Source organism: Planococcus salinarum, from assembly GCF_007004625.1.
GTDB lineage: Bacteria > Bacillota > Bacilli > Bacillales_A > Planococcaceae > Planococcus > Planococcus salinarum.
Genome location: NZ_VIFV01000002.1, coordinates 194,227 through 201,179 on the forward strand (window position 1 = coordinate 194,227; position 6,953 = coordinate 201,179).

A 6,953-nucleotide genomic window follows, 5' to 3' on the forward strand; every position below is an offset into this window, starting at 1 on the left:
CACATCTCCAGTAGATGCCTCCAAAAAAAGAAATATCTTCAGCGAAAAGGCGTTTTTGGAAAACGCTGAAGCCGCTATTTTCAATCTCCTGTGAGCAGACAGCAGGTCCGTCCCTCTTACGTCCTATTTATGAAAAAGGCTGTCAAGAAGTATTCTCTCTTAACAGCCTTTAACCTGTAATTTTCTGACCTTCTAGTTTACCACTCCGCCAGCTTTCGTATACCTGACGTTAAACTCCTGGACAAATTGATTTGTGATGGCTGCGTCATGAATGAACAGCAGGTTTTCATCATTGATGTTATTGCCGTTATTGCTCCAGTTCGTGGAACCTACAATGACCGTCGGATCACTGTTCGTGTCCGCATCGATCAGCATCGTTTTGCTGTGAAGTTTGCGCGACTCCTTGCCCGTGTAAACGGGTGCAGGATTGGCCCAGCGGGTATTCGGGTTATCAACGCTAACCTGTGTAGCGGTGCGCCCCGTCATATCAACACTTGCAGACCACCATTGGTTCCAGAAGCTGTGATCGAATACACCTTTGATATCAAAGCCCGTCAACGTGCCTTCCATATCATTATACGATCCTTCCCATAAATTCTTTAACTCATCGACCAGCCCTTGATCGCTCCAGGCAAAAATGGTGAAGTAAGTATTCACATCAGCCGATGTTTTAACAAACTCCCTCATTTTTCCGACCGCATCATCACCGGCCGAAAAGTAAATTTCAACGATTTTCCCATTCACATCGACTTCATGGATCGTGTTGTCAATTTTCCGGGTGTTGAAATTTGCAGCCGCCATATCAGGCGTTAAGGCAGAGCTTCCCCACATTTCATTAAATTCAACTTCGAATACATCAGCCAATGCCGGGCAATTGATTTCGACCACATGCTGCTGGTTGCCGTCCAAAATGCCTTGTTCCATATTGGTTTCCGTGCCGTACAAGCCGGTTACCGTGAAGTTCCAGCTTCCTGTAAATACCCAGCGGTCATCGATGATTGCAAATTTGTTGTGCATTTGTGTTCCGGGGCTGTAGTAAGCATCGGCACTTTTTTCTTCAGCTTCCACAAACAAATAGCCGGATACGTCACCATTTCCGACTGCAACGGTTTCAAGCGGAAAATCTTCCGGCGAAGCCGGCAAGCCGAACTCGGTTCTCGCTGCACTGTCTTCCACAGCAAACATCGGAGAATCGGAGAACACGTAAATATCATCCGCAGTTCCGACTGTTCCATCCTGTCCCCTTACCATTTTCTCCACTTGCAGCCGCATCGTTTGGAAGCGCTCCGCATAATGCGGGTCGGCTGCATCTTTGGCGTCCGCAATCACGCGCACGTCAATGCCTTCCGCCGCTTTCGCGATCAAGGCATCCACAATGCCCGGCAGGTTTATTTCATATGTGGCAAAGTCGATGCTCGTCGTCGCCTGATTCAAACGTTCGATCAGGCGGGTTTCCAGATTCACGTTATAGTTTGCTTCGTTCCCTGAACTTCCATAGGAAACGTCCGCGCATTTATTGAAGTAAACATTAATGGCGCCTTCCGCTTCAGATACGTTATTCAATTGTTCAGTTCTATCAGTGCAGCCTTTCGCTTTCGAATTGACCGCCCGCGGAGTGCCGTTTCCTCCGTCATAGGTTTTGGTGGAATCAATCCAGTTGGTGGCTTCGGTGCCGGCCACAAGCGGGTCGACTCTTTCCATTGTCGCCTTTGCCGTGTTATCTCCTGCATACCAGGCATCCGCACTGTCCATCAAAGCGCCGGAAGCGTCTCTCAGTTCAAGGATCTCTCCTCCATTTTCCAGTGATCCTGTATAGATCAGGTCAGCAGCAACGCCCGGAACGGAGCTGTCACTGGTTCTTTCCAATAAGTAATAGCCGCCTGCAGCCACAGTGCCGGAGAGGCTGATCTCAGGACTGCTGTCGGTAGCGCGCAAAGTCCAGCCGTTCACATCCACAGCTGAGTTAGTCGTATTATGTAATTCAATCCATTCACTATTGTAGCTGTAGCTCGTGCCCATCCAGGCAATTTCGTTGATGGCTACCGCACCTGTCGTCGCGGCATGTGCTTCTTGTTCCGTTTCGATAATTGGTGCAATTAAAGAAATAATCAATGCAAAAATCAATGAAAGATGAAGCGTGTTTCTCATTTCCCCAACCCCTTTTCCTATTGTGTTTCAAAGGCGATTTGAGCCCTCTGTTATTGTATAACTATTTTGTTAATTCGGGGAGTAAATTTACAAAAATTACACTATTATTTTATATATTTACTATTTTTTACAATTATCAAACAAAATGCGGACCTGGGTTGACCGAAAGCCTGAGCTTTCTCTCCAAACTCAAAAACCCCGCTCAGGTGACTGTCACCTGAACAGGGTTTTTGAGGTTGTGATGGTTTTTTCGCTTTTCGCCTGCGAAAAGCAGCCAATCTCCTCAACTGATGAAAGCAAAATCCAGCTTCTCTACAATCTGCTCGTTCTCAGCCGACTTAATAACAATATCAAAATTCCGGCTATACGGATGCATGAACAGTTCATACTGGATGCGCCGCTGGGCGTGCGACTGCTTCAGATAATCCAAATTCGCCCCCCGTTCGACGATGTCGCGCGAGGATCTTCTCATTAATTCCGTTTCGCCGTCCGTATAGAAGTGAATCTTCAGATCGAACAGCTCCGGTTCAATAAAAGCGGCGCTCATGCCTTCGACAATGGTCAGCCGATTGTTTGATGAAACCAGTTCCCTCTTCAGGTAACGGACATCGATGGTGTAAAAATCCAAGCCTTCTCTTGCCATCCGCACGTCCCGCTCCAAAGCGCCCAAATGGTGCGCTGCCGGATGGCAGGCGGTCATCCTATGGCGGTGGTCCTCGTTTTCGTATGTATAGTCGATTGCGGCGTGCCGGCGGATATCCGAACTGACAATATACGGATCTGTGTTGAGGTAATTGACATCTTCATTGCCCAGCCGGTCGAGCAGCCGGTGCGTAAAGGTCGTTTTGCCCGCCGCTCCGTGGCCGGATATGCCGATTACGATTTTCCGGTCTGTCGCTTGTATCCAATTCACGAGCGATGGCTGCACATTTTCTTCCTTCGTCCAAAATCAGTTTGACCATATAGGCTTTGTATTCTGGGATATACGTTTTTCTAATCGCGGACACGTCCCTTTTCCTAGTCTTTTCATTATACTAATTTCCAGTTAGTTACTGTCCACTTTTAAGACTATCTTTAGAATAGACATTAAACCAGACAGTAATACATAGTTCTCTATCCATAGATCGTACAATATAAGATAAAACATAAGCTTATTAAAATGGACATAATAAAGAGACTAACCTTGTCTCTGTCCAGGCTCACGATAGGGTAAGGTTCTGTCGGTCTTTTTAAAACATCCCGCTTTGACGGTTATTCTGTGCTGCTTGCCTCTGGGCATCTGCCTCAGCTGAATTCTGGTTTAACGTATTTTCTGGCTTGCTCATGTTGTATTTCCGTTTAGTCAAAATATCCACGGCATAGCTAATGATGAATATACCCGCCAGTGTCCCCAAAAATCCACATCATTTAATGCATTGATTACACCTCTTTTCATTTTAGATACCTCTTCCCGTCTTCGCTTTTAATTTCTATATACTGTAATACATTTACATTTGGAATCAGTTTCAATTACTTTATTTTTTTCAGACTGTTAAGTCCAGATAAGTTTAAAAAGAGAAAAAGCTTCTGCAGCTTCTTCCCTTTGCAAAGACGTTACTATTGATTTTTCCGATAAGTTATTCGACCACCAACTCTGTATAAACGACCAATCTTTCTTCATAGTCACCTGTATCCGCATTAAAAGTTCCCGTACAAGTAATCAAATTCAAATTAGCTCCGGAACTGGCCCCGAATATCTTTTCCAACGGCGCGTCATCAGGTGCATAGGATTTCTTTTCTGTCACCACGAACGTCAGCTGCTCCCCTTCGGTCCCGGTAATGTGAATTTCATCTCCTTTTTCCAGCTTTTTTAAGTTGAAAAATGTGCCCGGACTGTCCAGCCCGTCCACGTGACCGGCCATTACCGCATTGCCGGCACTTCCCGGTTTCGTTCCTAGTGCATACCAGCCAATCTCATAAATGCTTGCCGGGGCCTCCATCGCGCCATCCTCGGTCAGACCGACGTTTATGATTTCAGCCTGTGCGTCAATAGCAGGGATATCGATGACTGCCGGTTCGATACCGGATAATGCCGGCTCAGATTCTGTTCCGGAAGCTTTTTTGGCTGTTGCGGCAGCGTCTGCTTTTGTTTTATTCAGTTGATCTGCGACTGGAAGCGTTGGTTGCCGAACACCTTCTCCGGCAACTTCTTTTCCGGAAGGTGCGGCATCCACAGAAGGAAATTGTGGTGCAAATTTCGGAGAATAGTCAAGAGTGGTCAGAAGAAATAAAAAATAAATGAGGAAAAACTTTTTTATGGGTTGATTCACGGGATTCACTCCTGAATTCAAAAAGTGGATAAAGAGGGGACTATATCCCCTCTTTATCCAGCTTTCAGTTATTATTGTTGCTGTTCTTTTCTGCCAACTACCATTAATCCGCCTGCAAGGGCAAATAATGGGAATGCCCACAGCATCCAAGCCATTGTGTTCGAATCAGCTGTGCCGCCCATTCCTGTTTCTGGCATACCTGGCATATCAGCGCGGAACTTATCCGGATTCTGGTTTACAATCCCTCCAGATAAGTTTTCTGCTGCACCGTACATATGGCCGTATGCAATACGTACTTGTTCAAATGCCGCTTCATAATCTTCTGCTGCATACAAATCAAGCGCCGTCGTCAACTGCTCGATATGCATTTGCAGACCTTCAGCCATTACTTCAGCTGGCACTTCTCCACCTGTAGCATTATCGATGAAAGCGGAGAAATCTTCTTTATACATGGACAGTTCATCCAAAGCTTCCTGTTTGGCCGTTTCATCGCCGGCTGCTACAGCTTTTGTATAATCAACGAAGTAGCCGATATGCTCTGACCACATGTCATTAAATGCCTGCCCTGCTTCCTCTCCGTACACAGAAGCGATAGCTGCTGTTAAATCTTCCGTGTTTGTGCTGAGTGCCGCTGCTGATGCTTCAAACTCTTCTGATCCGGTCACTCCGTTTTGCATGACGATCGTAGCCAAGCCCGCATGTTCAGACAATAAATGACCTAAATGCGCCCGCAGTTCACCGGCTGGTGTATCCGCTTTCGTATCTTCGAATTTGTCCGGGAACTGGTCAGTGATGGCCACAGATAATCCTTTCGCAACCCCGTGAAGATGTTCGATCGCAATTCTCTCATATTCATAGGCCTGCTCATAATCACCTGCTACATAACTGTCAAAAGCCCCGATCAGCTGATTGACGTGCATTTGCAGTCCTTCCGCCAATGCATCCGCTTTCAGGCGTTCACCAGTTGCGCCTTCGAGGAAGCTGGAGAAGTCTGCTCTATATTCATCCAGTTCGTCGAGTGCTGCTTGTTTAGCTTCTTCGTCACCCGAATCTGTAGCTTTTACATAATCAACAAAATAGCCGATATGTGCACTCCACATATCATTAAATGATTGGCCGGCTTCCTCTCCATAAACAGAGGCGATTGCTGCCGTCAAATCTTCTGTGTTTGCGCTAAGTGCCGCTGCTGATGCTTCAAAGTCCGGGTCGCCAGCAGCTCCGCTTCTCATCGTCTCAACTGCAAGAAATCCATGTTCACTCAAAAAATGTCCTAACGTGGTTCTCAATTCAAGAGCTGGCGTTTCAATCGTCGGCTTGTCCATTTCTACTTTGCCGTCATGATCCGTTGCCCCGACTGCTCCTGCGCCTGCCCCAGCTATTAAAAGTGCGCTCATCGGTACCGTGATTGCCATTTTTTTTGCTGTTTTCAAGTTCATTTTCATTTAAGAATTCCTCCTTAGTAGTAGTGAAAACTCATTGAACCGCTTGCTTTGTTCCGTGGCTGATTTACAAAACATCAAACAGTTCCCTTTTTATGTAACATTACTGAGATGAAAGTCGGTCCTGTCTGTCCTATTACATATGTACCCAGCGTATTTTTTGATAAACATAGCAATTTAATATTTTTGTAATTTTTCGCAAACAACTGAGAGGATAAAATAATAATTAATTTATTATGTTTTTGGCTTTGATTGTGATTCTTTCATTAGAGCGTCACTATTCTTTTGACATGTGAAGTCTCAAATTTTTTAAAGTGTTTACAGTTTCCGGTATATAAAAAAATGTTTTTATCTTCCCTTCCCTCCGTCATACGTTTTTTGAAAATCCACCCAATTGGTGGCTTGGTCACTAGCTGTAAGAGGATCGACCCGTTCCACTGTTGCCTTAGCGGTATTGTCTCCTGCATACTAGCCATCTGCGCTGTCTATTAAAGCACCGGAAGCATCACGCAGCTCAAGGATTTTTCCGCTGTTCCCAAGAGAGCCTGTATAAAGTAAATCGGCTGCAACACTGGCCGCAGAGTTATTACTGGGTCTTTCAAGCAGGTAATAGTCTCCCGCCACAATCATGCCCGAAAGAATGATGCCCGAGCTGCCGTCAGCAACGTTTAGCGTCCATCCGGTCATATCGATTGCTGAGTTTGTCGTGTTATGTAATTCTATCCGTTCGTTATTATAGCTGTAGCATGTCCCCATCCAAGCTATTTCATTGATGGCTACAGCGTTTGTCGTTGCTGCATGTGCTTCTTGTCCTGTTTCAATGACAGATGCAATGTGTTCTTCATTTTCCAATCTCCTTTTCCATTTGTGTGCAGAGACTAATTTTTCCATTGATTATTGTATGACTATTATGTTATTTTCAAGTTTAGTATACGCCGATTGTAAAATTAAGCTAGACAACTGAAAAAGCCATTCGTGGTACACTCTAAATGTATTTTCCGACCAAAGAAAAACATAGGAGTGACCACGAATGACCTACACCCATCTTAACACGGAT

5 protein-coding genes are annotated in these 6,953 nt (G+C 45.4%); all 5 read right to left on the reverse strand.

The window, feature by feature from the left end; all coding sequences use genetic code 11:
* Positions 1-192: 192 nt before the first annotated feature.
* Positions 193-2,148, reverse strand: a complete 1,956-nt coding sequence (locus DIJ65_RS03710; protein WP_071152404.1) for a phospholipase D-like domain-containing protein — start codon at positions 2,146-2,148, stop codon at positions 193-195.
* Between the two features lie 283 nt (positions 2,149-2,431).
* A complete protein-coding gene (locus DIJ65_RS03715; protein ID WP_071152403.1) occupies positions 2,432-3,076 on the reverse strand; it encodes a uridine kinase family protein in 645 nt (214 codons plus the stop codon).
* A gap of 688 nt (positions 3,077-3,764) precedes the next feature.
* Positions 3,765-4,457, reverse strand: a complete 693-nt coding sequence (locus DIJ65_RS03720) for a class F sortase (protein ID WP_071152402.1) — start codon at positions 4,455-4,457, stop codon at positions 3,765-3,767.
* 71 nt (positions 4,458-4,528) lie between these two features.
* Complete coding sequence (locus DIJ65_RS03725) at positions 4,529-5,899, reverse strand: copper amine oxidase (protein WP_313903005.1); 1,371 nt, start codon at positions 5,897-5,899, stop codon at positions 4,529-4,531.
* Between the two features lie 465 nt (positions 5,900-6,364).
* Positions 6,365-6,748, reverse strand: a complete 384-nt coding sequence (locus DIJ65_RS03730) for a lamin tail domain-containing protein (protein ID WP_185959485.1) — start codon at positions 6,746-6,748, stop codon at positions 6,365-6,367.
* Positions 6,749-6,953: the final 205 nt, after the last annotated feature.

Bases quoted from the DNA above. Each gene is read 5' to 3' on its own strand.
- DIJ65_RS03710 (WP_071152404.1), bottom strand. From the start codon at position 2,148: ATGAGAAACACGCTTCATCTTTCATTGATTTTTGCATTGATTATTTCT.
- DIJ65_RS03725 (WP_313903005.1), bottom strand. From the start codon at position 5,899: ATGAAAATGAACTTGAAAACAGCAAAAAAAATGGCAATCACGGTACCG.